This is a genomic window from Pseudomonas auratipiscis (assembly GCF_036324085.1).
In the GTDB taxonomy this organism is placed as follows: domain Bacteria; phylum Pseudomonadota; class Gammaproteobacteria; order Pseudomonadales; family Pseudomonadaceae; genus Aquipseudomonas; species Aquipseudomonas auratipiscis.
In genome coordinates, this window is record NZ_JAZDCU010000015.1 from 19,225 (window position 1) to 42,815 (window position 23,591).

20 protein-coding genes and 1 pseudogene are annotated in these 23,591 nt (G+C 59.3%); 11 read left to right on the forward strand and 10 right to left on the reverse strand.

Annotated features, from left to right (window positions below; all coding sequences use genetic code 11):
- Window positions 1-32: 32 nt before the first annotated feature.
- Window positions 33-2,774, reverse strand: coding sequence for an aconitate hydratase AcnA (acnA, locus tag V0R60_RS19380; RefSeq protein WP_330080492.1), 2,742 nt, complete (start codon window positions 2,772-2,774; stop codon window positions 33-35).
- Window positions 2,775-3,027: 253 nt separating this feature from the next.
- On the opposite strand from acnA, the gene rlmM reads away from it, so the two are divergent.
- Both rlmM and tusA read left to right on the forward strand, forming a co-directional pair.
- On the forward strand, window positions 3,028-4,092 hold the full coding sequence (gene rlmM, locus V0R60_RS19385; protein ID WP_330080493.1) for a 23S rRNA (cytidine(2498)-2'-O)-methyltransferase RlmM: 1,065 nt from the start codon (window positions 3,028-3,030) through the stop codon (window positions 4,090-4,092).
- A 31-nt stretch (window positions 4,093-4,123) separates the two neighbouring features.
- Window positions 4,124-4,366 (forward strand): sulfurtransferase TusA, encoded by a 243-nt coding sequence (gene tusA, locus V0R60_RS19390; RefSeq protein WP_330080494.1) that lies wholly within the window; start codon window positions 4,124-4,126, stop codon window positions 4,364-4,366.
- Here tusA and V0R60_RS19395 read toward each other — a convergent pair.
- Window positions 4,363-5,760: an MATE family efflux transporter gene (locus V0R60_RS19395; protein WP_330080495.1), complete on the reverse strand. Its 1,398-nt coding sequence runs from the start codon at window positions 5,758-5,760 to the stop codon at window positions 4,363-4,365. The two genes, tusA and V0R60_RS19395, sit on opposite strands and share 4 nt — an antisense overlap.
- Window positions 5,761-5,915: 155 nt before the next feature.
- Between V0R60_RS19395 and pdxB the strand changes: the two genes are divergently transcribed.
- On the forward strand, window positions 5,916-7,058 hold the full coding sequence (pdxB, locus tag V0R60_RS19400) for a 4-phosphoerythronate dehydrogenase PdxB (RefSeq protein WP_330080496.1): 1,143 nt from the start codon (window positions 5,916-5,918) through the stop codon (window positions 7,056-7,058).
- A 52-nt stretch (window positions 7,059-7,110) separates the two neighbouring features.
- Here pdxB and V0R60_RS19405 read toward each other — a convergent pair whose 3' ends face one another.
- On the reverse strand, window positions 7,111-7,284 hold the full coding sequence (locus V0R60_RS19405; protein ID WP_168198444.1) for a PA1571 family protein: 174 nt from the start codon (window positions 7,282-7,284) through the stop codon (window positions 7,111-7,113).
- A 284-nt stretch (window positions 7,285-7,568) separates the two neighbouring features.
- Between V0R60_RS19405 and V0R60_RS19410 the strand changes: the two genes are divergently transcribed.
- The 4 genes and pseudogenes from V0R60_RS19410 (at window position 7,569) to mqo (ending at window position 13,129) form a co-directional block, all read left to right on the forward strand.
- Complete coding sequence (locus V0R60_RS19410) at window positions 7,569-9,341, forward strand: ABC transporter transmembrane domain-containing protein (protein ID WP_330080588.1); 1,773 nt, start codon at window positions 7,569-7,571, stop codon at window positions 9,339-9,341.
- Between the two features lie 781 nt (window positions 9,342-10,122).
- Window positions 10,123-10,233 (forward strand): annotated as a pseudogene (locus V0R60_RS27050) (hypothetical protein); the annotation flags it as partial.
- 228 nt (window positions 10,234-10,461) lie between these two features.
- Window positions 10,462-11,166 (forward strand): methyl-accepting chemotaxis protein, encoded by a 705-nt coding sequence (locus V0R60_RS27055; RefSeq protein WP_375547292.1) that lies wholly within the window; start codon window positions 10,462-10,464, stop codon window positions 11,164-11,166.
- Window positions 11,167-11,530: 364 nt separating this feature from the next.
- Window positions 11,531-13,129 carry a malate dehydrogenase (quinone) gene (mqo, locus tag V0R60_RS19420; RefSeq protein ID WP_330080498.1) on the forward strand — a complete coding sequence of 533 codons (1,599 nt, stop codon included), beginning with the start codon at window positions 11,531-11,533 and terminating at the stop codon, window positions 13,127-13,129.
- 76 nt (window positions 13,130-13,205) lie between these two features.
- On the opposite strand, the gene V0R60_RS19425 is transcribed toward mqo, so the two are convergent.
- Together V0R60_RS19425 and V0R60_RS19430 are read right to left on the reverse strand one after the other, a co-directional pair.
- Window positions 13,206-13,580, reverse strand: a complete 375-nt coding sequence (locus V0R60_RS19425) for a glycine zipper domain-containing protein (protein ID WP_136475292.1) — start codon at window positions 13,578-13,580, stop codon at window positions 13,206-13,208.
- A gap of 138 nt (window positions 13,581-13,718) precedes the next feature.
- Window positions 13,719-13,940 carry a YgdI/YgdR family lipoprotein gene (locus tag V0R60_RS19430; protein WP_136475293.1) on the reverse strand — a complete coding sequence of 74 codons (222 nt, stop codon included), beginning with the start codon at window positions 13,938-13,940 and terminating at the stop codon, window positions 13,719-13,721.
- Window positions 13,941-14,132: 192 nt separating this feature from the next.
- Here V0R60_RS19430 and moaB point away from each other — a divergent pair, with 192 nt between their 5' ends.
- Window positions 14,133-14,672 (forward strand): molybdenum cofactor biosynthesis protein B, encoded by a 540-nt coding sequence (moaB, locus tag V0R60_RS19435; protein ID WP_330080499.1) that lies wholly within the window; start codon window positions 14,133-14,135, stop codon window positions 14,670-14,672.
- A gap of 22 nt (window positions 14,673-14,694) precedes the next feature.
- Window positions 14,695-15,882: a molybdopterin molybdotransferase MoeA gene (locus V0R60_RS19440; protein WP_330080589.1), complete on the forward strand. Its 1,188-nt coding sequence runs from the start codon at window positions 14,695-14,697 to the stop codon at window positions 15,880-15,882.
- Here V0R60_RS19440 and V0R60_RS19445 read toward each other — a convergent pair.
- Window positions 15,854-17,101: a glycosyltransferase family 4 protein gene (locus V0R60_RS19445; protein ID WP_330080500.1), complete on the reverse strand. Its 1,248-nt coding sequence runs from the start codon at window positions 17,099-17,101 to the stop codon at window positions 15,854-15,856. The two genes, V0R60_RS19440 and V0R60_RS19445, sit on opposite strands and share 29 nt — an antisense overlap.
- Window positions 17,102-17,165: 64 nt before the next feature.
- The gene (locus V0R60_RS19450; protein WP_136475297.1) at window positions 17,166-18,620 is read right to left on the reverse strand and encodes a mannose-1-phosphate guanylyltransferase/mannose-6-phosphate isomerase; all 1,455 of its coding nucleotides are present in this window, start codon (window positions 18,618-18,620) and stop codon (window positions 17,166-17,168) included.
- A 276-nt stretch (window positions 18,621-18,896) separates the two neighbouring features.
- Between V0R60_RS19450 and yegS the strand changes: the two genes are divergently transcribed.
- Window positions 18,897-19,796 carry a lipid kinase YegS gene (yegS, locus tag V0R60_RS19455; RefSeq protein ID WP_330080501.1) on the forward strand — a complete coding sequence of 300 codons (900 nt, stop codon included), beginning with the start codon at window positions 18,897-18,899 and terminating at the stop codon, window positions 19,794-19,796.
- Here yegS and V0R60_RS19460 read toward each other — a convergent pair.
- The 3 genes from V0R60_RS19460 to V0R60_RS19470 form a co-directional block, all read right to left on the reverse strand.
- Window positions 19,780-20,439, reverse strand: coding sequence for a response regulator transcription factor (locus tag V0R60_RS19460; protein WP_330080502.1), 660 nt, complete (start codon window positions 20,437-20,439; stop codon window positions 19,780-19,782). The genes yegS and V0R60_RS19460 overlap by 17 nt on opposite strands.
- Window positions 20,436-21,326: a sensor histidine kinase gene (locus tag V0R60_RS19465; RefSeq protein WP_330080503.1), complete on the reverse strand. Its 891-nt coding sequence runs from the start codon at window positions 21,324-21,326 to the stop codon at window positions 20,436-20,438. The genes V0R60_RS19460 and V0R60_RS19465 overlap by 4 nt, the downstream gene beginning before the upstream one ends.
- A 439-nt stretch (window positions 21,327-21,765) precedes the next feature.
- On the reverse strand, window positions 21,766-22,263 hold the full coding sequence (locus V0R60_RS19470; RefSeq protein ID WP_330080504.1) for a histidine kinase: 498 nt from the start codon (window positions 22,261-22,263) through the stop codon (window positions 21,766-21,768).
- A 348-nt stretch (window positions 22,264-22,611) separates the two neighbouring features.
- On the opposite strand from V0R60_RS19470, the gene V0R60_RS19475 reads away from it, so the two are divergent.
- Window positions 22,612-23,547, forward strand: a complete 936-nt coding sequence (locus V0R60_RS19475; protein ID WP_136475302.1) for a chemotaxis protein CheV — start codon at window positions 22,612-22,614, stop codon at window positions 23,545-23,547.
- Window positions 23,548-23,591 lie beyond the last annotated feature (44 nt).

The window sequence follows — 23,591 nt, forward strand, 5'->3', positions numbered from 1 at the left end:
AAGGCCCGGCCACAAAGGGCCGGGCCGGTGCTTCAGGATGCGATCAATTGCCGCAGCACGTAATGCAGGATGCCGCCTGCCTTGAAGTACTCCACCTCGTTGAGGGTATCGATGCGGCACAGCATCTTGATCTGCTCCTGAGTGCCATCTTGACGCGTGATCTTCACATCCAGGTGCATATGGGGCTGGATCCGCGCATTGCTCAGGCCAAGGATATCGATGTGTTCACTGCCATCGAGGCCAAGGCTCTTGCGCGTCTGTCCGCTGAGGAACTGCAAGGGCAGCACGCCCATGCCCACCAGATTCGAGCGATGGATTCGCTCGAAGCTTTCTGCCAGTACTGCCTTGATACCCAGCAGGTTGGTACCCTTGGCTGCCCAGTCGCGACTGGAGCCGGTGCCATATTCCTGGCCGGCGACAACCACCAGCGCAGTGCCTTCTGCCTGGTAGCGCATGGCTGCATCGTAGATCGCCATTTTTTCGCCAGTCGGCACATACAGCGTATTGCCGCCTTCTTCGCCACCAAGCATCTCGTTGCGGATACGGATGTTGGCGAAGGTGCCACGCATCATCACCTCATGGTTACCGCGTCGAGAGCCGTAGGAGTTGAAATCGCGTGGTTCGACGCCTTTGTCGCGCAAGTAGCGACCCGCTGGGCTGTCGACTTTGATATTACCGGCCGGGGAAATGTGGTCGGTGGTGACCGAGTCGCCGAGCAGCGCCAGGACTCGCGCGCCATGGATGTCCTCGATAACCGGAAGGGGTCCGGTGATTTCATCGAAGAACGGTGGATGCTGGATGTAGGTCGAGTCTTCCTGCCAGACATACGTTGCGGCTTGCGGTACTTCAATCGCTTGCCACTGGGCGTCGCCCGCGAAAACTTCGGCGTACTCCTTGTGGAACATGGCGGTATCGACCTTGGCAACGGCGTCGGCAATTTCCTGTTGGCTCGGCCAGATGTCGCGCAGGTATACCGGCTGGCCATCGCTGCCGGTGCCCAGCGCTTCGGTGCTCAAATCCAGACGCACAGTTCCTGCCAGGGCGTAGGCCACCACCAATGGTGGAGAGGCCAACCAATTGGTTTTCACCAGCGGATGCACCCGGCCTTCAAAGTTGCGGTTGCCCGACAACACCGAGGCGACGGTGAGGTCGGCACCGGTAATGGCCTTCTCGATGACTTCGTCAAGCGGGCCGGAGTTACCAATGCACGTGGTGCAACCGTACCCCACCAGGTCAAAACCCAGTTCATCCAGGTAGCGTGTGAGGCCGGCCGCCTTGTAGTAGTCAGTCACTACCTTGGAACCAGGAGCCAGGGAGCTCTTGACCCAGGGTTTGCGCTGCAGGCCTTTTTCGATCGCCTTTTTCGCTACCAGCCCGGCGGCCATCATGACGCTGGGGTTGGAGGTGTTGGTGCAGGAGGTGATCGCGGCGATTACCACGGCGCCGTCGCGCAGTAAATGATGCTGGCCGCCATGTTCATAACTGACTTCGCCAGCCTGGTCGGCATTGCCGACGGCTACGCCCCCGCCGCCTTCACTCTCCAGTCGCCCGACTTCTTTGTTCGACGCACGTAGCTGCAAGCCGAGGAACCCGTCAAAAGCCTGGCTGACCTGCGACAGGGCAACCCGGTCCTGAGGGCGCTTGGGGCCGGCGAGACTGGCTTCGACTTCATGCATGTCCAACGCCAGGGTGTCGGTGAACGCCGGCTCCTGGCCTGGCAAGCGCCACAGGCCTTGTTCCTTGCAGTAGGCCTCAACCAGTTGCACCGTTTCATTGGGCCGCCCGGACAGGCGCAGGTAGTCGAGTGTCACCTGGTCGACAGGGAAGAAGCCGCAGGTGGCACCGTATTCGGGAGCCATGTTGGCGATCGTTGCACGGTCGGCCAGAGGCAGGTCGGCCAGGCCATCGCCGTAGAATTCGACAAACTTACCGACCACACCTTTTTTGCGCAGCATCTGGGTAACGGTCAGCACCAGGTCGGTAGCCGTAATACCTTCGCGCAGTTTGCCGGTGAGTTTGAAGCCAATGACCTCGGGAATCAGCATCGAGACCGGTTGACCGAGCATGGCTGCCTCGGCCTCGATCCCGCCCACGCCCCAGCCCAGCACGCCCAGGCCATTGATCATGGTGGTGTGCGAGTCGGTGCCGACCAGGGTGTCGGGAAAGGCATAGGTGCGGCCGTCTTCTTCACGGGTCCAGACGGTTCGTCCCAGGTACTCCAGGTTGACCTGGTGACAGATGCCGGTGCCGGGCGGCACCACGCTGAAGTTGTCGAAGGCATTCTGACCCCAGCGCAGGAAGGCGTAACGCTCGCCATTGCGCTGCATTTCGATGTCGACGTTTTCGGCGAACGCCTCTTGGCTGGCGTAGCGGTCCACCATGACCGAGTGGTCGATCACCAGATCGACCGGCGACAGCGGGTTGATTCGTTGCGGATCGCCACCGGCCTTGGCCATGGCCGCACGCATGGCTGCCAAGTCGACCACTGCCGGCACACCAGTGAAGTCCTGCATCAGCACCCGTGCCGGGCGGTACTGGATCTCTCGGTCGGAACGACGCTCCTTGAGCCAGTCGGCGAGGGCGCGGAGGTCGGCCTGGGTGACGGTTTTGCCATCTTCCCAGCGCAACAGGTTTTCCAGCAGCACTTTCAGCGACATCGGCAAGCGCTGCAGGTCGCCGAGGCTCTTTGTCGCTTCAGTGAGACTGAAGTATGCGTAAGTGCGGTCAGCGACCGGTAATGACTTTAACGTTTTCAGGCTATCTAGCGAGGGCATTACCAACTCCTTCTGCGCCGGTGAACGGCAATCTTCCCTGCTGTCGCCGGTTCACCGCCTCTATGACGGTCCGCACGGCACGGACCTGGCTGAACGGTCAGGTTAGACCTGTTTGTCACCCCTGACCATGTTCTGGACCGGCGGGGCATGTCGCAGGTTCCGAACTTCCTTTATCATTCGTGCATTTGCCGGCGCAGTACATTGCGCTCGGTCAGGGTTGGAGTGATTGGCTGCCAACCGTCCTGGAGTGAGAATGAATACCCTGTTTATGCACTGCCGGCCCGGCTTCGAGAGTGAAGTGTGTTCGGAAATCGCCGAACATGCCGCCCGGCTGAACGTTCCCGGTTACGCCAAGGCCAAGCCGCAAACCGCGTGTGCCGAGTTCATCTGCAACGACGCTGAAGGGGCCGAGCGCCTGATGCGCGAGCTGCGCTTTGGTCAACTGATTTTTCCCCGTCAGTGGGCGCGCGGCAGTTTCATCGAGCTGCCGGAAACCGACCGAATCAGTGTGCTGCTCGACTTTCTGGCCGAGTACCCGCAGTGCGGCAGCCTTTGGCTGGAAGTAATGGACACCAACGACGGAAAAGAGCTTTCGACGTTTTGCCGCAAGTTCGAAATGCCCCTGCGCAAGGCCTTGAGCAAGGCCGGGCGCCTGGTTGAAGACGCCAGCAAACCACGTTTGTTGCTGACCTTCGTCAGCGGCCGACGGGTGTTCGCAGGCATTGCCGCCGCAGACAATTCGGCCATGTGGCCAATGGGTATCCCACGTCTGAAATTCCCTCGTGAAGCGCCCAGCCGCTCGACCCTCAAGCTGGAAGAGGCTTGGCATCATTTCATTCCTCGGGACCAGTGGGAGGCGCGACTGTCCGATGACATGACGGGCGTAGACCTGGGCGCGGCACCCGGCGGCTGGACCTACCAATTGGTCAAGCGTGGCATGCTGGTCACCGCCATCGATAACGGACCGATGGCGGAAAGTCTGATGGATACCGGGCTGGTGCAGCACCTGATGGCCGACGGTTTTACCTACAAGCCCAAGCAGATTGTGGACTGGATGGTCTGCGATATCGTCGAAAAACCGGCGCGCAGTGCTGCGTTGCTGGAGACCTGGTTGGGCGAAGGTCTGTGCCGCGAAGCGGTGGTCAACCTCAAGTTGCCGATGAAGCAGCGTTATGCCGAAGTGCGGCGCTTGCTCGACCGCATCGAGGAAGGCTTCAAGGCGCGCAAGGTCAAGGTTTCAATCGGCTGCAAGCAGCTGTACCACGACCGCGAAGAGGTAACCTGCCATTTGCGTCGGCTGGATTTGAAACCACGCTGAACCCCACAGTTAACAGTTTCTGGAGTTGCACATGACTGATTTCACCCCGGACGCGGTTCTCGACGCCACCGGCCTCAACTGCCCTGAGCCGGTAATGATGTTGCACCAGCACGTTCGTGACCTGGCCGCGGGCGGCTTGCTCAAAGTTATCGCCACCGATCCATCGACGCGCCGTGATATCCCCAAGTTCTGCGTGTTCCTGGGCCATGAACTGGTCCAGCAGCAGGAAGAGGCCGGCACCTACCTGTACTGGATCCGCAAGAAACTCGACTAAGCGCGCTGCGCCCGGCGAATGTGTTTGTTACTGCTGCGTGCCAGACGAATGGACAGCATCACCGCTGCGCACGTCAAACCGGCAATCAGCCCTTCCCACAAACCGTTGGGACCGCTGGCTGGGCCCCAGTAATCGGTCAGGCCGAGCACGTAGCCCACCGGCAAGCCGATGCCCCAGTAGGCGAACAGGGTAAGGATCATGGTCACTCGCGTGTCTTGATAGCCACGCAAGGCGCCCGCTGCAATCACCTGGATGGCATCGGAAAACTGATACAGCGCGGCGTACACGATAAGCATGGCGGCAATCTGGATAACCGTCGTGTCAGGGGTGTAGATCGAAGCGATCGGCTCACGCATCAGCAAGATCAGGCTGGCCGAGAAACAGGCGAAGACCAGTGCCGCCGCCAGTCCCACGAGGGCGGCAAAGCGTGCCTGATGCGGCGCCCCGGCGCCCAATGCCTGGCCGACCCGTACCGTCACGGCCATGCCCAGCGAGTACGGGATCATGAACAGCAGGGAGCTGATGTTCAGGGCGATCTGATGGCCAGCCACCACCGTCGGGCCGAGACTACCGATCAGCAGGGCAATTACCGCGAAGATGCTCGACTCGGCAAACACCGCGATGCCAATTGGCAGGCCGACGCCAATCAGACGCTTGATGACTGACCATTGCGGGCGCTCGAAGTTGACCAGCACTCGACTCTTTGCGTACGCCGGAGCCCAGCGGGTCCAGGCCGCCATGGCCAGGGCCATGAACCACATGACGATACCGCTGGCCCAGCCACAGCCAACGCCGCCCATGGCCGGCAGGCCGAGGTGGCCATAGATCAGCACATAGTTGAGCGGAATATTCAGCAACAAGCCGAGGCAGCCAATGACCATGCTTGGGCGGGTATGGCCGAGGCCATCGCTGTAGCAACGCAGCACGTAATAGAGCGCGATACCGGGAAAACCAAAGGCGATGCCTTGCAGGTAGCCCAGACTCGGTTCGATCAGCTGCGGGTCGACTTTCATCACTTGCAGGACCGGCTCGGAACAGATCAGCAAAGCGCTGGCAATCAGGCCGACGGTGACCGCCAACCACAGCGCCTGGCGCACCAGCGGACCGATTTCAGCATGCTGCCCGGCACCAAAACGCTGGGCTACCTTAGGCGTGGTGGCGAGCAGAATACCGGTCATGAGCAGGAACACCGGAATCCAGATCGAGTTGCCCAATGCTACGGCTGCAAGATCGCGCGGACTCACCCGTCCGGCCATCACCGCATCGACGAAGCCCATGGCCGTGGTCGCCAGTTGCGCAATGATAATCGGCGTTGCCAGCAACAACAGGCTGCGCAGTTCTACGCGCACCCGGGCAGCGCGGGATAAGGAAGGAGATAGAGCGTCGCTGATCATGGGCGTCACAAGGCAGGTGTCCTGCAAAATAGGATGCAAAGCCGACCAGTGTACCCGTTGACATCCTGGTCAGGAAATCCATTCGCAGGATCTGTCGGTAACTGGATTAGCGCCCCTGCAAGGGCCTACACTGCGCACCCCGATAGGAGAGCGCCATGCTGATTGTTGCCGACGAGAATATTCCGCTGCTCGATGCCTTTTTTGCAGGATTCGGCGAAATTCGCCGTTATCCGGGACGTGCAATCGATGCTGCCTGTGTAAAAGATGCCGATGTCCTGCTGGTGCGCTCGGTGACTCGCGTCGATCAGGCGCTGCTTGAGGGCAGCAAGGTTCGCTTCGTCGGCACCTGCACCATTGGTACCGACCACCTGGCGTTGGACTACTTCGCTCAGACTGGCATCCAGTGGTCCAGTGCGCCGGGCTGCAACGCCCGAGGTGTGGTCGATTATGTGCTGGGTAGTCTGCTGACGTTGGCTGAACTCGATGGTGCCGAGCTGGCTGGGCGTACTTATGGTGTCGTCGGTGCCGGTGAGGTGGGAGGGCGCCTGGTTGAGGTGCTACGTGGTTTGGGTTGGCAGGTATTGGTGTGCGACCCGCCACGCCAGGCCCGAGAGGGTGGTGATTATGTCAGCCTGGAAACCATTCTGGCGCGTTGCGATGTGATCAGTTTGCATACGCCGCTGACCCGTTGTGGCGAGAACGCGACTTGGCATTTGCTCGGCGAGCAGCAACTCCAGGCATTGCGTCCGGGATCCTGGCTGATCAATGCCAGCCGTGGCCCGGTTATCGACAATTCGGCGCTGCGCGAGCTATTGCTGCAGCGAGAAGATGTGCTGGCGGTACTGGACGTCTGGGAGGGCGAGCCGCAGGTCGATCTGGAGCTGGCTGACCTTTGTGTATTGGCCACGCCGCACATTGCCGGTTACAGCTTGGACGGCAAGCAACGCGGCACTGCACAGATTTATCAGGCTTTTTGTGCCTGGCGTGGTGAGCCGGCTTCAGTGCAACTGGCCGACTTGCTGCCTCAGTTCTGGTTGGCAGAAGTGGGCCTGCAGGCTGAAACCGATCCTGCCTGGGCGCTGGCAACCCTGTGCCGTGCGGTGTATGACCCACGCCGTGACGACGCTGATTTTCGTCGCAGCTTGAGCAGTGATGTGCTTGAGCAAAAGAGTGCGTTCGATGCCTTGCGCAAGCACTACCCGCCGCGCCGTGAAATCGAAGGCCTGGTGGTGCGTCTGCATGGCGAAGCCCCCCATTTGGCGCAGATGGTTCGAGCCCTGGGCGCTGTGCTGGCCTGAATTTCAGGTAATAAAAACCCGGCGCTCGGGCCGGGTTGAACAATTCGGTGATTCAGTCTTTCTTGGCGGGTGCCTTGCGGCTTTGTTCCAGCTTTTCGCACGCCTGCTGGACCATCTCTTCGGTGATGATGATCTCTTTGCCATCTGGGCCGATGATCGAACCGCCCACCGGCGCTTGCGGGTTTGGAGCGCTTTTGGGCTGGTTGGTGCTGTGTTGCAAGCTCATTTTTGTCTCCTCATCAGATTGCCAGCTCAGACTAGAGTCGCGCAGTGACCGAACTATGACAGCTGCGTCGGTTTTCACGCTACGACTCTCTCCAGTCCAACAGAAAGTTGGACAAACCTCCAGTGGTGCCTTAGAACGAAACGGTCTAACCACTTAAGCGGCGACATCTGGAGGGGCGCCGAGACTGGTTTGTTAAATGACGACTGTTTATTCCTGTGAGTTCCTTGGCATGGGACGAGCGGTCAGGTGTAGGCTGGCAGAAACAATTGATCGTTGGTCTCTCCATGCTCAACCGCTTCTCACCCCGCCAGCGCCAGGCGCTGCAATTGGGTTGGCGTTTTGTTCGCCCTTATCGCAAACAAGTTCTGCTGGCGTTGCTCGCCTTGATCGTGACAGCAGGTATCACGCTGTCGATGGGCCAGGGCATACGCTTACTGGTCGATCAGGGCTTCATGACCCGCTCACCGCAGTTGCTCAACCAATCCATCGGTTTCTTCCTGTTGCTGGTATTGGCATTGGCGATCGGGACGTTCAGTCGCTTCTATCTGGTGTCGTGGATCGGCGAACGGTGTGTGGCTGACATCCGTCAGCAAGTGTTCGATCACCTGATCTATTTGCATCCAGGCTTTTTCGAGAGTAATCGCAGCTCGGAAATTCAGTCGCGCCTTACTGCCGACACGACCCTGCTGCAGTCGGTGATCGGCTCGTCACTTTCCTTGTTTCTGCGCAATGCCTTGATGGTACTGGGTGGCATTGTTCTGTTGTTCGTGACCAACCCCAAGTTGACCAGCATCGTGGTGGTCGCCTTGCCGCTGGTGCTGGCACCGATCTTGATCTTCGGACGACGGGTACGCAGCCTGTCGCGTCAGAGCCAGGACCGGGTAGCCGATGTCGGTAGCTACGTTGCCGAAACCCTTGGACAGATCAAGACCGTGCAGGCCTACAACCACCAGGCAAGCGATCAGCAGCGCTTCGGCCAGACCGTGGAAGCTGCCTTCGCCATCGCGCGCAAGCGCATCATGCAGCGGGCCTGGCTGATTACTCTGGTAATCGTGCTGGTGCTCGGGGCCGTGGGGGTAATGCTCTGGGTTGGCGGCATGGATGTCATCGCCGGGCGGATTTCCGGGGGCGAGTTGGCGGCGTTCGTGTTCTACAGTCTGATCGTTGGCGGCGCCTTCGGTACGCTCAGCGAGGTGATCGGTGAGTTGCAGCGTGCCGCGGGTGCGGCTGAGCGAATTGCCGAGTTGTTGGCCGCCCGAAATGAAATCGGCGTGCCGGCCGAAGGCCTGGAGCGCAGCGCGGTGCGGGCCACTGGCCGGCTTGAGTTGCGTGAGGTGCGCTTTGCCTATCCATCACGACCCACACCTGCTGCTATCGATGGCTTGAGCCTGACTGTCGAACCAGGAGAGACGCTGGCGCTGGTTGGGCCTTCGGGGGCTGGCAAGTCGACGTTGTTCGACTTGTTGCTGCGTTTCTACGACCCTCAGCAAGGGCAGATACTCCTGGATGGCCAGGCGTTGAACCGGCTTGATCCCCTGGACCTGCGTCGGCATTTTGCCCTGGTTGCACAGAACCCGGCATTGTTCTTCGGTACGGTCGAGGACAACATCCGTTACGGGCGTGCCGATGCCAGTGCTGAGCAGGTCGAGGCGGCGGCCCGAAGCGCTCACGCCCATGAATTCATTCTCCAACTGCCCCAGGGTTACCAGACTCACCTGGGAGACGCGGGCCTGGGATTGTCAGGCGGCCAGCGTCAGCGCCTGGCCATTGCACGAGCGTTGCTGGTAGATGCACCGATCTTGCTGCTCGATGAGGCCACCAGTGCCTTGGACGCCCAAAGCGAGCACCTTATTCAGCAAGCGCTGCCGACGCTGATGCGTGGGCGCACCACGTTGGTTATCGCCCATCGGCTAGCCACGGTACAGCATGCCGATCGTATCGCTGTGATTGACCAGGGGCGCCTGGTGGCGATCGGCACGCATCGCCAGTTGATCGCTGAAAGTCCGTTGTACGCGCGACTGGCGGCGTTGCAATTCAACACCGTTACGGATTTGTGACAGCGTTTCGCGAACTGTCACATTTTTGTAGCAATCCCCTGAGACTATCTATCACAGCTGTTGCGTAACGCTCGAACTTGGCTGCTATCGGATGATGGCAGCTTTTTTTTCGCCTGCAGCAGCTGCCAGTGAACGAGGACAAGGACGTCTTTATCTGGTTGATGCAGCGATGCCTCGCTTCCTATTTCCTTGTTCCGGAACCCTGCCGATGTTGCGTAAATCCCTCCGAGTGCAAATCCTCGCATTACTCGCTGGCAGCCTGATGGCGATACTGATGATCGCTCTGGTTTGCTTTCAATTGCTGTCCTCCAGTGTGCGTGGCTACGGCCAACTGATTGATGGGCCGTTGCAGGCCTCGCAGTTGATCGATGAGGCCAATCTGCAATTCAAGGTGCAGGTTCAAGAGTGGAAGAACGTGTTACTGCGTGGCAAGCAGCCGGCGGAACTGGATAAGTACTGGCAGCAGTTTCTGGCCCGCGAACAGCAGGTGCAGGGTATTCTCGATCAGTTGATCCGCAGTAGCGACGCCACGCTCAAAGCGCGTGCCGAGCAACTCAAGCAGAGCCACCGACAACTGGGCCAGGCCTACGCTCAGGGGCGCCAGGCATTTTTGGCCGCAGGTGCCGACCCTGCGGTCGGGGATCAGGCGGTCAAAGGTGTGGATCGAGCGACCAGTGAGCAAATGAGCGAGTTGGTCAGCCAGTTGCGCAGCGATGCCCAGGGTCGTGCCCAGGCCATCAATGCGTCTGCCGAACGTATCGTGTGGCTGGGGCTGCTGGTGATGTTCGGCTCTGCACTTGTGGTGGGGGTGTTCAGCCTGTGGCTGATCAATCGTAGCCTGATCGAGCCGATCCGGGCGCTGATCGAGTACGTCGCGCAACTGAGTCAGGGGCGCTTCGAGGCACGTGTAGCCAGTGACCGCCAGGATGAACTGGGCCGTCTGGCGGTGGCTGCCAATACTTTGCGTGACTTTCTCGCCGAGACCATTGCTCGGCTGCAAAACAATGCCGGCGAACTGGAAGCTGCGAGTGGTGATTTGCGCTCCCTTGCCGGCAGCATGGCGCTAGGGACCGATGATCAGTTCCAGCGTACTGATCAGGTTGCCACGGCCATGCATGAAATGTCTGCCACAGCCCAGGAAGTTGCCCGCCACGCCGCACAAGCGGCACGCGCCGCTGATGATGCCGATCACAGTGCCCAGGCGGGCGAACAGGTGATGCAGGCCACCATCGACACGATTGCTGCCGTAAACCAGGAAATCACCGGAACAGCGGCGGTGATTCGCCATCTGGAAGCTGACAGCGCCCGGATCGGCAAGGTCCTGGAGGTGATTCGCGCGATTGCCGAGCAGACCAATCTATTGGCGCTCAATGCCGCCATCGAGGCGGCGCGCGCGGGGGAGGCCGGTCGTGGTTTTGCCGTAGTCGCGGATGAGGTACGGAGTCTGGCCCAGCGTACTGCGGCTTCGATCGCCGAGATCAACCAGATTATCGGTGCTGTGCAGAACGGAGCCCTGGAGGCGGTCAAGGCGATCGAGAGCGGGCAGCAGCGCAGTGAAGAGGGGGCTGAACAAGTTCAGCGTGCCGGGCAGATGCTCCAGCGTATCACCCAGGCGGTGGAGGCCATTCGCGACATGAATCGGCAGATTGCCACCGCCGCCGAAGAGCAGACCAGTGTGGCAGAAGACATCTCTCGCAATCTGGTGGAGATTACCCGCATCGCCACTGCCAACCAGCAGGCGGTGCAGCACACCGAGCAGGCCGGGCATCGCCTGCACGGACTATCAGGTCAGCTCGGCGAGGTTACCGCCCGTTTGAGCGCCTGATTGGCAGGGGGAAATCCGCCACATAGCTGCTTCAGGGCGTGGCAATGTGGCGGATTGTCGCCAGAAAAACCGTTAAAGATGGGGTGCGACGACTCGTCCTAGCTATTAGTCGTTAGTCTTGCATGAGTTGGCCTGATTTGTGCTTAAAGGGGGCAGCAAGCTTCAATGTCAGTTCGTCCGAGTGACGACCGGTTCCGATCCATCGAATAATCCCAGCCGACAACACATTGCCGCGTGTCCCGGCCGCTCGCCAGAGCGCCAGGCCTCGCTAAGCTTTGGTATGTGCGAGCGATAACAAGAATGTGGGCGTGCGCAACGGAATCAACGGTCATTGCCAATTACTCCACCTTCATTGGATTGAATTATGAAAAAAATCCTGCTGGCGCTCCTATGCCTGAGCGTCATTGGTTGCTCCAAACCCAGCGAGCCAGAAAAAACCGTCGATGTCCTGCTGATCGGCGGCGGCATTATGAGCGCGAGCCTGGGTACCTACCTCAATGAGCTGGAGCCTACCTGGTCGATCGACATCTACGAGCGTCTGGACAAAGTTGCCGAAGAAAGCTCCAACGCCTGGAACAACGCAGGTACTGGTCACTCCGCGTTCTGCGAACTGAACTACACCAGTGAAGGCGCCGACGGCAAAATCGACATCAGCAAGGCGGTAGGGGTCAACGAGCAGTTCGAGATATCCAAGCAGTTCTGGGCCTATCAGGTCGAGCAGAACGTATTGAGCAACCCCAAGTCGTTCATCAACAACGTGCCGCACATGAGCTTCGTCTGGGGCGACAAGAACGTCGAGTTCCTCAAGAAGCGCCATGAAGCCCTGCAGCACAGCTCGTTGTTCCGTGGCATGGAGTATTCCGAGGACCACGCCCAGATCCAGAAATGGGTGCCGATCGTGATGGAAGGCCGTGCTGCCGACCAGAAGATTGCCGCGACCCGCATGCCGATCGGCACCGACGTCAACTTTGGCGAAATTACCCGTCAGTTGATCGCTTCGCTGACCAAGCATGACAACGTCAAGCTGCATGTGCAGCATGAAGTGCGTGACATCGTCCGCAACGCGGACAACACCTGGACCGTGGTCGTCGCTGACCTGGCCAACAAGGGTGTAGAGCGTAGCGTCAAAGCCAAGTTCGTCTTTATCGGTGCCGGTGGTGGCGCCCTGAAGTTGCTGCAGAAGTCCGGTATTCCGGAAGCTGACGGTTATGCAGGCTTCCCGGTAGGTGGTCAGTTCCTGATGACCGATAATCAGGCTATCGTTGCCCGTCACAAGGCCAAGCTGTACGGCAAGGCTTCGGTGGGTGCACCGCCGATGTCCGTTCCACACCTGGACACGCGGGTTATCGACGGCAAGGAAGTGTTGCTGTTCGGCCCGTTCGCGACCTTCTCGACCAAGTTCCTCAAGAACGGTTCGTTGCTCGATATGTTTGCTGCGCTGACTACGCACAACATCATGCCGATAACTCACGCCGGTATCGACAACATTGACCTGAGCACTTACCTGATGGGACAGCTGATGCTCAGCTTCGATGACCGTATGGAGGCGCTGCGCGAGTACTTCCCGAACGCCAAGAACGAAGACTGGAAGTTGCTGCAAGCTGGCCAGCGCGTCCAGGTCATCAAGAAAGACCCTGTACAAGGCGGCATCCTGCAATTCGGTACCGAAGTGGTTGCTGCCCAGGATGGCACTATCGCAGCCTTGCTTGGCGCATCGCCTGGCGCCTCGACTGCTGCGCCGATCATGCTCAGCGTGCTGGAGAAGACCTTCAAGGATCGAATCAAGACCCCTGAGTGGCAGGCCAAACTGAAGGAGATCGTTCCGACCTATGGCCAGAAGCTCAACAATAATCTTGAGTTGACCAACAAGACCCGTGAATGGAGCAGCTCGCGCCTGCAGTTGCTGTACGTTCCGGTGCTGCCTGAAGAAACTGCTGCAGTTCAGGCTGAGCCTGCGCTGTAACGTTTGCATCGGTAGAAAAACAGCCCCCTATTCAGGGGGCTGTTTCGTTTCGGCGCTGGGTTTGTTCAGCCTGAGATCAATGACGCTTTTTACGATGGTCATTGGCCAGGTTGTTGCCCAGGGCGCCGCCAGCCGCACCACCGAGGCCTGCGCCGATTGCCGAACCGGTGCTGCCGCCCAGCTTGCCGCCTACCAGCGAGCCGCCAGCAGAACCCAGGCCGCCACCAATGGCCGCCTTGGTCTTGTTGCCACTTTTTGCGCCCATGGCGCTGCCTGCGGCGCCACCGACACCGGCACCGATTGCGGCGCCTGTGCTGCCCCCCAGTTGCTGGCCAACTACGTTGCCCAGAACACCGCCCAGGCCGCCACCTACGGCAGTCTGGCCATCGCCAGCCATGGCGCCTTGAGTGCACAGCAGGCCAAGAGTCAGGGCGGCAAGAGTCTTACGCATGTGTTTCAACCTCTAAGTTCGAAAGGCGCGCATTCTGCTGGGCGCGGCAGCAGGGTGCAATGCTGGCCAGGGTGGTTTGTTGCAATCGGGACACAAAAAAGCCCGCGCAAGGCGGGCTCGTTGTAGTGCGCTATGGCTTCAAAGATCTTTTACGGTACGAACCTGATCTTTGTTGATGCGCGTACGCTTGCCATCAAGTTGTTCGAATTCATAGAAGCCCGACTCATCGTCATATTGCGGTGTGTCGACTGCCTGGATCTCGCGACCGTCGTTCAGGGTGATGACGGTTGGCGAAGCGCAACCTGCCAGAGTACCTAGGCCGAGGGCGAGCAGAAATGCAGGAAGGGTCCGTTGAATCATTGTGTTTCTCCAGTAAAGGATGGTGCGTAATGTTCTTGAGACGCATGGTGCCGACGCAAGTTCCTTGCTGATTGCAGCATAGTCATTGCGCAGGACTTTTGATTCACGGCAATCGAGTGTCGAGGGCGGGCGCGAGCCGGGCAGGGCTGTGATATAACACCGCCATTCTCTCTATCAATGGATCAAGGCCCCATGAAAGCCAAGGCTGATGTACCTTTCGTGCCACTGAACATTGCAGTGTTGACGGTCAGTGACACCCGTACCCTGGAAACCGACACTTCCGGGCAGGTATTTGTCGATCGCCTGACCGAAGCCGGCCATGGCCTGGCGGCGCGTGTACTGCTCAAAGACGACCTGTACAAGATTCGTGCGCAGGTTGCGACCTGGATCGCCGATGAGCAGGTGCAGGTGGTGCTGATCACCGGCGGCACTGGTTTCACCGGCCGCGACAGTACGCCCGAAGCGGTTGCCTGCCTGCTGGACAAGCAAGTCGATGGCTTTGGTGAGCTGTTCCGGCATATTTCCCTGGCAGACATCGGCACATCAACCGTTCAGTCTCGCGCCTTGGCCGGGTTGGCCAACGGTACGCTGGTCTGTTGCTTGCCGGGTTCGACCAATGCCGTGCGCACGGGCTGGGATGGCATCCTTGCCGAGCAGCTCGATGCTCGCCATCGTCCCTGCAATTTCGTACCTCATCTCAAGCAGGCCGAACCCTGCGTCAGTCGTGGTTGAGGTGCCTGTGAACAAGCCATTGATGCCGGTCGAAGATGCTTTGGCACGCTTGCTGGCACTGGCTGAAGCCGCCCCGATCGTCGAAACCGAACAGCTTGCGCTGGCGCAGGCCGAGGGGCGGGTGCTAGCCCGCGAACTGGTTGCGACCCTGGATCTGCCGCCTTGGCCAAACAGTGCCATGGACGGTTACGCGTTGCGGCACGCCGACTGGCAGGGCGAGCCTTTGCCTGTCAGTCAGCGAATCTTCGCAGGTCACGCCCCTGAGCCGTTGCTGCCGGGAACCTGCGCCCGGATATTTACCGGCGCGCCGGTTCCGCCTGGAGCCGACTGCGTCGAGATGCAGGAAAATGCCGAGGTCCTGGAGGATCAGCGGGTGCAATTCACCGCGCCGCTGCGCGTGGGTCAGAATATTCGCCCGCAAGGGCAGGAAACCCGTGCCGGAGAGTCGGTGCTGGCGGCGGGTACGCGCCTGGGGCCGATTGAGCTTGGCTTGGCGGCAACGCTTGGCTACGCCACCGTCAATGTGGTGCGCAAGATCAAGGTTGCCGTGCTGTCCACAGGAGATGAGCTGGTCGAGCCGGGTTTGCCGTTGGGGCCAGGACAGATCTACAACAGCAACCGACGCCTGCTCGTCAGTTGGCTGCAGCGCCTGGGTTGCGAAGTGACCGATGCTGGGATTCTTGCCGATGACCTGCAAAAGACCCGTGACTGCCTGGCCGGGTTGAGCGAAGTCGATTTGATACTTTCCACCGGCGGTGTCTCGGTGGGAGAGGCGGACTACCTGGGCCTGGCCTTGCGTGAGGCAGGCGAACTGGCACTGTGGAAGTTGGCGATCAAGCCCGGCAAGCCGCTGACCTTCGGCCACTACAAAGGTGTACCGGTCATTGGTTTGCCTGGCAATCCGGCCTCGACGCTGGTGACTTTTGGCCTGCTGACTCGACCCTACCTGTTGCGCCGCCAAGGCGTGCAGGACGTGACGCCGTTACAGTTCGCGGTGCCCGCAGGTTTCGACTGGCCCACGGCTGGCTCGCGTCGGGAATACCTGCGCGCGCGACTGGAGCAGGGTCAAACGCTGATCTACAGGAACCAGAGCTCTGGCGTACTACGCAGCGCCGCTTGGGCCGAGGGCCTTGTCGAAGTTCGCGAAGGCACTGCACCTGCCAAGGGTGACACCGTTCAGTTCATTCCCCTGAGTGAGTTGCTCGGCTGAGTGCGCTGGCTTGAGAAAACACGGGTGCCCGCTGACTCAGGCGGGCATGCACGTTTTCCAACTGGGCGGCGGCAATGCTCCAATCGTGACGGTCGTTGACGAACTGGCGAGCCGCCTCGGAAAGTTGGCGCATGCGCCAGGGCTGGTTGAGCAGTTGGGTAATGATCAAGGCCAGTTGATCACTGTCGTCGCTGCCTAGATAGTGCTCGCCCTGAGTCACTTGTAGCCCGGAAACCCCTTTGGCGGTGGTGACCACTGGCAGGCCTGCGGCCATGGCCTCGAGTACCTTGATTTTCGAGCCGCCGCCATAGCGCAGGGGGGCGAAGAAGATCGCCGAATGTCGTTGCAGTTCGCGTAAGTCAGGCAAGTAGCCAATCCACTCGATACGCGGATCGTTCCAGCGCGATTTCCAGCTGTCGGGCAAGGCATGTCCTACTATGGCCAGGCGCACGGCAGGATTGCTTTGCCACACTTGCGGGAGGATGTCTTCAAGCGCCCATTCCACGGCTTCGAGGCTGGCGCTGTATTCAAAGTTACCGACAAACAAAAGTCGCTGGCTGTGCTGAGACGGGTAGATATCCTGGTAATGCGCGCAATCGACGCCATTGATCACCAGAGACGCGGGGTAGCCGGTCAGGCGACTGATATGTTCGACATCCCTGGGGCTGACGGCGACGACCTCATGCGCCTGGCTCAATACGCGACTTTCCCAGCGCCGGTAGCGCCAGCGGTCGAAGGCGTTGAATGGTCGCAACCATAAAGGCAGGCGGTCATGACAGGCCGCGCCAGATACCGATTCGATGGTGTGTTCGCTGAGTAGAAAGGGCAGTTGCCGAGCTTGCAGTGCTTTTTCAAATGGCTGGAAGCTGTAGCTGTGCTCAATGTGGATCACATCCCAGTGTTCTTCCAGCAGTTGCTCGAAACGATGCCGAAGGTGCGGCGCCAGGCCATTCACACTGGCGCGCACGGGATAGCCGGCATAGACCGCAGCCAACAGGTTCAATGGGCTGTGCAATGGCCGCCTGGGCAATACGATCAGGCGTTCGAGCAGTGGCTCGAGCGCCTGACGTGCTGCTTCGCTGGGCGGGATCTTGGACTGCACCAGTAAGGTGATCTGGTGGCCCCGCTGCGCGAGACTGCGCAGCAGGTGGTATTGCCGGGTTTTGCCACCGCTGGTGGTAGGCCAGGGCAGATAAGGCAGTGTCCAAAGTACGCGCATGACCCCTTTCCTCTATACCCAGGCGGGTGACGGCATGCAGATAGGAATGGACGCGCCTTGGGTGTCAGTTGCTGGCAGACTCCGGGGCGCGTCCATAGATATCAGTAAAGCGCACGATGTCGTCTTCGCCCATATATTCGCCACTTTGTACTTCGATCATGACCAGGTCGATCACGCCCGGGTTGGTCAGGCGGTGAACTCGGCCGGGTTTGATGAACGTCGACTCGTTGGTGTCGAGGAGGAACTCGTCCTCACCATTGGTCACGCAAGCCATGCCGCTGACCACGATCCAGTGTTCGCTGCGATGGTGGTGCATCTGCAATGACAGCGACTCTTGGGGGCGCACCACGATACGCTTGATCTTGAAGCGCGGGCCTTCTTCCAGCACGGTATACATGCCCCACGGGCGATTCACCGTGCGATGCAGGCGATACGCATCATGACCTTGGTGCTTGAGCTGCTGGGCGATCACTTTGACTTCCTGGCTGCGTGAAGCATCGGCGATCAGCAGGGCATCAGGTGTATCGATGACAATCAGATTGTCCAGGCCGACGGCACCGACCAGTCGGCGTGGCGAGTCGATGTAGCAGTTGGTCACATCATGCAGCACGGTTTCGCCGTTGCAGTGATTGCCGTTGTGATCGGCTTCCTTGAGCCCGCGCACCGCCTCCCAGCAACCGATGTCGCTCCAGCCAAGGTCGGCAGGCAGCACGGCAACCTGGCTCGAGGTTTCCATGACTGCATAGTCGATGGAAATGTCCGGTACTTTTTCGAAAGATTGCGGGTCAAGTTCCAGCTGCAATTCGTTTTTGCCCTGTTTGCGCGGGCTTTGTTGCAGGCACTGGTGGACGCTGGCGAGCAGGTCGGGAACGTGGCGGTCAAGTTCGGCCAGAATCGCGTCCACGCGCATGCAGAACATGCCCGCGTTCCACAGGTGCTGGCCGCCATCCAGGTAGCCTTGGGCGGTGACCGCATCAGGCTTCTCGACAAAGCATTCGACTTTGTAGCCTTGGCCATTCAAGGCCTGGCCTTTCTCGATGTAGCCAAAGCCGGTTTCGGCGTGACCTGGCACCAGGCCGAATGTGGTCAGCCAGCCTTCGCGAGCCAGGTTGCGGGCTTCGGCGACAGCGCGTTCAAACGCTGGGAGATCACCGATCAAGTGGTCAGCCGGCAGTATCAGCAGTTGGGCGCTGTCACCGTACAGTTCGGCGCAATGCAGGGCTGCAGCGGCAATCGCAGGGGCGGTGTTGCGGCCGAAGGGCTCGAGGATAAAGTCCAGTGCGATGCCGTTATGGTTCAGTTGGCGGTATTCATCCTGGGTGCGGAAATAGACTTCCCGGTTGGTCACGGTCAAAACCCGTTCGACATCCGGCAGGGCGCTGGCGCGAGCGAAGGTCTTTTGCAGCAGGCTCTGGCCGTCGGGCAAGCGCATAAAGGGCTTGGGCATGGTTTCGCGGGAAACAGGCCAAAGTCGAGTGCCGGCGCCGCCGGCGATGATGCAAGGGATTAGAACGCTCATTTCACAGCCTTGTGTCAGAGCACTGAGACTACAGTGCATTAAAGGGAATCCGGACCTGGCAGGCGCTCGCTTGGGTAGTCAATAAAATGACTTTTAGCATCGGCATCTTCCGTGAAGGCCAAATATTTGTCGAATGATGCACCCAGGCGCGCGCTGTTTCAATGATATTTGTGTGAATACTCGGCAAGTATCTCGGAAAAAGAGCAACGAAAATGCAGTAAACAGGTCGGCAACAAGGTCCAGATAGTGGGTTTTCTTTGGTGGGGATCGGGTGCTATGGCGCAAAAAAAGGCGTTATTGATTTTGCATGGCAAACAGGCAACGAACGAGCAGGTGCGCGCTGCCGTCAGCGTGATGCGCGAGCGCGGTTGGCCGCTGGATGTGCGTTTGACGTGGGAAGCCGGTGATGCCGCCCGCTGGGTCGAGGAGGCGCTGGCCGCGGGCTACAGTCATATCGTGGCCGGCGGTGGCGATGGTACGCTACGCGATGTCGCCGAAGCCATGGCGCGGGCCCAGGGAAAGGCTGGTCTTGTGCTATTGCCATTGGGAACGGCCAATGATTTTGCCCGTGCCGCGGGAATACCGTTGGAACCCGAGGCGGCGCTGGCGCTGCTGGATGCCCCGGCGCAGGCGATTGACCTTGGCCAGGTAGGGCAGCAGATATTTCTCAACATGGCCACCGGCGGCTTTGGTAGTCAGGTAACCGCCAATACCTCCGAAGACCTGAAAAAGGTGCTAGGTGCGGCAGCCTACCTGTTTACCGGCTTGTCGCGCTTCAGTGAGCTCAGTGCCGCTTCGGTGGAGCTGCATGGGCCGGACTTTCAATGGCAGGGCGAGTTGTTGGCGCTGGGTATCGGCAATGGTCGTCAAGCCGGTGGTGGGCATGTGCTGTGTCCGCAGGCGCAGGTTGACGACGGGCTGCTGGATATCAGCATTTTGCCCGCGCCGCAGGAAATGGTAGGTACGTTGCGCAGTCTGCTCAGCGATGGGCTGGGATTGGATAACCTGTTCGTGCGCGCGCGCTTGCCGTGGATTGAAATCAAGAGTTCGCAAGGCCTGGATATCAATCTCGATGGCGAGCCGCTGCAGGGCGACAGCTTGCGTTTTGAAGCGCTGGCAGGCGCGTTGCGGGTGCACTTGCCGCCCGACTCGCCATTACTCAGTCATCGAGGCTGATGATTCGTTCGCGCACCGCAAATAGAACCAGGCCGGCAACGTCATAGATATGCAGGCGTTTCATGATCTGCGAGCGATGGGTTTCCACGGTCTTGATGCTCAAGCCCAGGCCGTGAGCAATTTCCCGGGTCGATTTGCCGCGCACAATCAAGCGCAGAATTTCCAGTTGGCGGGCCGTGAGGTTGTGATTTTCCGCGATCTGCGGCTTAGGTCTCTGCGTGCGTGACAAGGCCCGATTGATCACCGTATGGGCAATCGCCGGGCTCAGGTAGCGCTCGTTGTTACGCAGGGCTGCGAGGGCCTGTTCCAATTCGGTGGCGGTGGTGTCTTTGAGCAGATAGCCGTGGGCACCGCTTTCCAAGGCTTGCATGATCAGTTCGGGGTCTGTGTGCATCGACAGAATCAGCACCTTGCTGCGACAACCGTTGGCGCGCAGTTGGGTCAAGGCATCGAGGCCATTGGTGGTACGCATGGAAATATCCAGCAAGATGATGTCCGGATCCAGGTGCAGCACCAGCTCGGCCACCTGACTGCCATCATTGCCTTCGCCCACCACCGTGTAACCGGGGATATAGGATACCAAGGCGCGAACGCCGGCACGGATCAGCGAGTGGTCATCTATCAGCAACAACTTACAGGTCATGGGGCACTACTTGTGTCGGCGCGTTCAAGGGTGCGGGGCGGCCAGGGAAACAGAGCGTCGATGCGAGTACCTTTGCCTGGCTGGCTGCTGACATTCAGCGTGCCGTCGAGCAGTGCCGCACGTTCGCACATGCCGGCCATGCCGCGCTGTCCTTCATCTGCAGGATTGCAGGCCGGTAGAAAGCCTTGTCCGTCGTCCCGGATGGACAACGCCAGGCCACCTGGCTGGCGTTCGATGCAAATGATCAGATTGCGTGCGTCAGCATGGCGAAGAATATTGGTGACGGCTTCCTGGGTGATACGGAAGGCGGCAATGGCCATCTCTTCGGGAATTCCGCCAAGACGCTGGCGGCATTCAAGGCTCCAATGCAGGCTGGTGTTTTCCAGGGTGCGCACCAGGTGGGCGCGTAAACTGGCCTCCAGCCCAAGGCTGGACAACTGGCGAGGATTGAGGGTGGCGCAGACGTCGCGCATGTTATCCAAAGTGTCATCCAGTGTGCTGCGCAAGGTGCTGCAGTGCTCCTGCAGCGCGCCGGGTGCGAGGCGCTGCAGCAAGTCGGCCTGAAGCTTGGCGGCGGTCAGCAGCTGGCCGATATCATCATGCAACTCTCGGCTTATGCGCTGGCGCTCACTCTCCTGAACTTTGAGCAGACGGTCAGCGAGTTCGGCAGGGCGCATGGCAATTGAATGTGCCCATTGGTGAAGGTGCCAACCGATGCTCAGCATGGCAGCAAGGTGCAGTAGGATAACGGCAAGCGGCATTGGCAGCGCGTAAATATACAGGGCCAGGTTGGCGGCGATCGAGGTGAGGCACAAGACAGTGGTGAGTCCGCGCAGAAGGGCGGCTCCGGGGGGCCAGAACTTGGATCGATTTAGGCTTGAGAGCATAGAAAAATGAAGCCATTGAAATATCGCGGTAGAAAGCCGTGCAAGTAGCAAGCTAGAGACGTTTTGGCAGTGCCTTCAATATCGTTGAATGTCGGCAGCAAACGGCCTGGATAAATACTTGCGCCAAGTGACTTAGTCATCTAAGGCGTGTCCGACCTGGGGGTATCTGGTCGTCTTTGGCGCGCATGGTATCACTTCAAGTGTAAATGGTCGCGAACTCTCGGGACTGTCACAATCGTCAGGTTTTACGGGCTGATGCCCGGATTTCTCAGGGGCTTGATCCTAGCATTTGGCCACTACTTTATTAGCCGAAAATTTTGCCCCGTAGAACTAAAGTCATACTTGTCAAAGTGGCGGCGGCAATGGGTCGGTCTGTGCGTAAAGTTCAAAGCTAATATGCTCTCCGGGCGCGTCGACTGGCCAGGGGCTGTCATGCTGTTTAGTTGTCCGTACTTGGATGCCTAATTGTCGGATGAAGCAGGTGCGACGGATGGTCGCAAGGGGCTTGGCTGGCGCTGCAGGATTCGCAGGCCAGCACTGGGTTCAGTGCGGCGGCGAGGTTATCCAGCAATAGGACTTGCTCATCGATATCCAGGCCCAGGCGGCCGGTACGAGGATCCACCAACTCCAATTGCCAGGCCAGCAAGGTCAGGCACTCGGTCAGGGCGGGTAGTGCGGTTCCTGGTAGTTGCGCTGGGTTCTGGGCGGTTTCCAGCAAATGCTGCAGCTGTCTGCAGTAGCTGGCCACTTCGACCAACCCCAGGCGCTGGGCGCGATTGACCAGTGAGGCCAGAGTATCGTTCAGGCAATGACAGGCATCCGGATCGTTGTCGATCAGTTCCAGATGCTGCAAGCACTCCTGGGCTTGGGTCAGCAGCACTTGGGCATCCACCAGGAACTCCTGGAGCGCGCCGCTGTTCAGTGATTCGTTGGCCATCATTTGGCTCCAGCGCAAAGGGCTGGAGCAGGGGCTGGCCACAATGAGGCGATCGCTGACAAAAGCCTGACTCCGTTCATGCAATGAGAATGGCGTCACATTAATGGCTATTGGATATCGCGAACATCAGGTCTCGCCCGATTGCTACTAGGGGAATCCCTGATGGTGTGATTCGTTTGCGACCTTTTGCGAAGGTTGGCGACGAGAGGGGCGTTCAGCAGTAAAGCATGATGTTAAAGTGACATCAATGGTTGGCGAAGCATTTTCGCCAAGGGGTCAAGCTGAGTCCTATCTGGCCGATACAGAGCCATTGGATTCATTTATTGAAACAAGCCTGGGGGTTCTGTAATGGCTGGCATTCTCGACACTGTAGACCAAAGAACGCAGTTGGTAGGTGAGAACCGCCTGGAAATTCTGATGTTCCGCCTGGCTGGCCGGCAGTTGTTTGCGATCAACGTGTTCAAGGTTCAGGAAGTGCTGCAAATGCCTAAGCTGACCTTGATGCCCCAACGCCACGCCTATGTTTGTGGCGTGGTCAATCTGCGCGGACAGACGCTACCGGTTATCGACCTGTCTCAGGCCATCGGCATGCGACCGTTGGAGCCGGGGCCGGGCAGCACAATTATCGTCACCGAATACAACCGTTCGGTTCAGGCATTTTTAGTAGGTGGGGTCGACCGAATCGTCAACATGAACTGGGAGGCGATCATGCCGCCACCCAGCAGCGCCGGTCGCCAGCATTACCTGACGGCCATCAGCAAGGTTGATGAGCAGTTGGTGGAAATCATCGACGTGGAAAAAGTGCTGGCTGAAATCGTGCCCTACAGTGCCAAGGTTTCACGCGACAAACTCCAGGACCCCGTGCTGGCTCGAGCCCGAGGTCGTGAGGTGCTATTGGTGGATGACTCCACGGTAGCGCTGGCGCAGTTGCGCGATACGTTGTCGCAGTTGGGAGTGAAAATGCACGTTGCCACTGATGGCCTGAAAGCGTTGCGCATGCTCAAGGGTTGGGCGGATGCAGGAGAGGACGTCTGTGAAAAGCTGTTGATGATTTTCACCGATGCCGAGATGCCAGAAATGGACGGCTACCGCCTGACCACCGAGATTCGTAACGACGCCCGCTTGCGTCCGCTTCATGTGGTGTTGCATACCTCGCTCTCAGGTAGCTTCAACGAATCGATGGTGAAGAAGGTCGGCTGCGACAACTTCCTGTCCAAGTTCCAGCCCGATAAATTGGTCGATGTGGTGCGTCAGCGCCTGATGCTGGATGAAGCCACGGCCTGAGTCGGTATAAGCTACGGCTTTGAACCGGCAGAAGGAAGGTCGTC

Excerpts from the sequence above, each read along its gene's own strand:
- V0R60_RS19460 (WP_330080502.1), bottom strand. The coding sequence starts at position 20,439 with ATGACCTGTAAGTTGTTGCTGATAGATGACCACTCGCTGATCCGTGCC.
- V0R60_RS19395 (WP_330080495.1), bottom strand. The coding sequence starts at position 5,760 with ATGATCAGCGACGCTCTATCTCCTTCCTTATCCCGCGCTGCCCGGGTG.
- tusA (WP_330080494.1), top strand. The coding sequence starts at position 4,124 with ATGACTGATTTCACCCCGGACGCGGTTCTCGACGCCACCGGCCTCAAC.
- yegS (WP_330080501.1), top strand. The coding sequence starts at position 18,897 with ATGGCGCAAAAAAAGGCGTTATTGATTTTGCATGGCAAACAGGCAACG.
- mqo (WP_330080498.1), top strand. The coding sequence starts at position 11,531 with ATGAAAAAAATCCTGCTGGCGCTCCTATGCCTGAGCGTCATTGGTTGC.
- V0R60_RS19445 (WP_330080500.1), bottom strand. The coding sequence starts at position 17,101 with ATGCGCGTACTTTGGACACTGCCTTATCTGCCCTGGCCTACCACCAGC.
- pdxB (WP_330080496.1), top strand. The coding sequence starts at position 5,916 with ATGCTGATTGTTGCCGACGAGAATATTCCGCTGCTCGATGCCTTTTTT.
- V0R60_RS27055 (WP_375547292.1), top strand. The coding sequence starts at position 10,462 with ATGTCTGCCACAGCCCAGGAAGTTGCCCGCCACGCCGCACAAGCGGCA.
- V0R60_RS19475 (WP_136475302.1), top strand. The coding sequence starts at position 22,612 with ATGGCTGGCATTCTCGACACTGTAGACCAAAGAACGCAGTTGGTAGGT.
- V0R60_RS19405 (WP_168198444.1), bottom strand. The coding sequence starts at position 7,284 with ATGAGCTTGCAACACAGCACCAACCAGCCCAAAAGCGCTCCAAACCCG.
- V0R60_RS19410 (WP_330080588.1), top strand. The coding sequence starts at position 7,569 with ATGCTCAACCGCTTCTCACCCCGCCAGCGCCAGGCGCTGCAATTGGGT.
- V0R60_RS19425 (WP_136475292.1), bottom strand. The coding sequence starts at position 13,580 with ATGCGTAAGACTCTTGCCGCCCTGACTCTTGGCCTGCTGTGCACTCAA.
- moaB (WP_330080499.1), top strand. The coding sequence starts at position 14,133 with ATGAAAGCCAAGGCTGATGTACCTTTCGTGCCACTGAACATTGCAGTG.
- V0R60_RS19465 (WP_330080503.1), bottom strand. The coding sequence starts at position 21,326 with ATGCTCTCAAGCCTAAATCGATCCAAGTTCTGGCCCCCCGGAGCCGCC.
- V0R60_RS19450 (WP_136475297.1), bottom strand. The coding sequence starts at position 18,620 with ATGAGCGTTCTAATCCCTTGCATCATCGCCGGCGGCGCCGGCACTCGA.
- V0R60_RS19440 (WP_330080589.1), top strand. The coding sequence starts at position 14,695 with ATGCCGGTCGAAGATGCTTTGGCACGCTTGCTGGCACTGGCTGAAGCC.
- V0R60_RS19470 (WP_330080504.1), bottom strand. The coding sequence starts at position 22,263 with ATGGCCAACGAATCACTGAACAGCGGCGCGCTCCAGGAGTTCCTGGTG.
- V0R60_RS19430 (WP_136475293.1), bottom strand. The coding sequence starts at position 13,940 with ATGATTCAACGGACCCTTCCTGCATTTCTGCTCGCCCTCGGCCTAGGT.
- acnA (WP_330080492.1), bottom strand. The coding sequence starts at position 2,774 with ATGCCCTCGCTAGATAGCCTGAAAACGTTAAAGTCATTACCGGTCGCT.
- rlmM (WP_330080493.1), top strand. The coding sequence starts at position 3,028 with ATGAATACCCTGTTTATGCACTGCCGGCCCGGCTTCGAGAGTGAAGTG.